Genomic DNA, 1577 nt, shown 5'->3' with positions numbered 1-1577 from the left:
ACCGAGTGCGCGGTCACTTTCGACGCGCGCGTTAACCGGATCGTTGTTGGCTTGAGCGTTCTTGTAGGCCTCGTCTTCCGAGACAAGGCGCGGAATCTCTTCGGAGATGAACCGCTCGATGCGGTCGGAGTCGTTCCATTCAATGTTGCCAAAGTGGACGTTGAATCTCTTCACGATCTCCGAGAGTCGCTCCAGGTCTGGATCAGCCGGACTGCCGCCTCCGGCAGCGGGAACAGGGGCGATCAGACCGTCCTCATCGTCGAGCACGATGCGCATGGAGGCGAGTTTCTCCGCTCGGTAGGACTCGAGGTCGACGTTCTCCAGAATCCCTGTGGAGAGGTCTTCTTCTTTCGGAGCGGGAAGCTTCGGGACAAGGTGGTCGAGGAAGATGCAGAGCTTCTCCCAATTCACGCTGCCGTAGGTCAGAACAGTCGACAGGAAGTTGTAGGTCCGTAGGAACGCTTTCGCGTCACCCTTGAACTTGACTTGATCATCCTCGTCAGGAAACTCGACGTACTCGGCTACACACTCGTCGAGCAATGGATCTAGCCGGTCTCGTGGCTCACCTCGCAGGTACCGTGAGACGAACTCGTCAATGTGTTCAGGCGTGTAGACGCCGAAATTGTCGAGCTCATGAACGAGGTCGTGGAGCTTGTTCGCATCCGTGGCTTCAGCGAGAACCGTTGTGCGGTAGTACGGGGCGAAGGCGCGTTGGATGTCGTCAGCGGTGTTCGCGAAGTCGAGCACGAAGGTCTCGTGCTTGGCCGGGTGCGCACGGTTGAGCCGAGAGAGCGTTTGCACGGCGAGCACGCCCGACAGGGTCTTGTCGACGTACATCGTGTGCAGCAGGGGCTCGTCGTACCCGGTCTGGAACTTGTTGGCGACCACGAGAATTCGGTACGGATCGGTCCTGATCTGTTCGGCAATCGCGCGGGAGGGGAACCCGTTGAGACTCGCCTCGGTGACCTGAACACCTTTGTCGTCATGCTCACCGGAGAACGCCACGATCGCCTTGTATGGACTCTTCCGGGCAGTCAGCGCCGCATCGACGGCATGGAAGTACTCGATGCACCGGGCGATGGACGAGGTGACGATCATCGCCCGGGCCTGCCCGCCGATCTTCTGCTTGGCGAGAACCTGGCTGAGGAAGTGCTCGACCATAATGTCGGCCTTCTGCGCGATCGCGTGCTCGTTCCCTTCGACGTAGGCGCGCAGCTTCTTCGAGGCCCGCGTGGCGTCGAATTCAGGATCGTCTTCGACGGTCTTCATGAGCTTGTAGTAGCTGCCGACCGGGGTGTAGTTGGCCAGTACATCGACGATGAAGCCCTCCTGGATAGCCTGCTTCATCGTGTAGGAGTGGAACGGGCGGTACCCGGTGGTGCCATCAGGGTTCGCGACTGGCTCCCCGAACATCTCCAGCGTCTTGTTCTTCGGGGTCGCAGTGAACGCGAAGTAACTTGCGTTAGGCAGCAGCTTCTTCCATTCGATGATCCTGTTGATCTGATCCTCGACGCTCTCCTCGTCGTCGTCCTCGCCACCGCTGAGTGCACGAGAGATCGCTGCCGATGTCTTCGATC

Annotated in this window: 1 protein-coding gene; it reads right to left on the bottom strand. The window is 59.4% G+C overall.

Annotation, left to right across the window (positions count from 1 at the left end; all coding sequences use genetic code 11):
* A partial coding sequence (locus tag ACTXPP_RS14040) for a type I restriction enzyme subunit R domain-containing protein (RefSeq protein ID WP_443342722.1) occupies positions 1-1577 on the bottom strand: 1577 nt, incomplete at both ends.

This window comes from Candidatus Corynebacterium faecigallinarum, assembly GCF_052264515.1.
GTDB classification, from domain to species: Bacteria; Actinomycetota; Actinomycetes; order Mycobacteriales; family Mycobacteriaceae; genus Corynebacterium; species Corynebacterium faecigallinarum.
The sequence above is the reverse complement of the archived record's forward strand: the minus strand, read 5'-3'. Positions and strand labels throughout refer to the sequence as shown.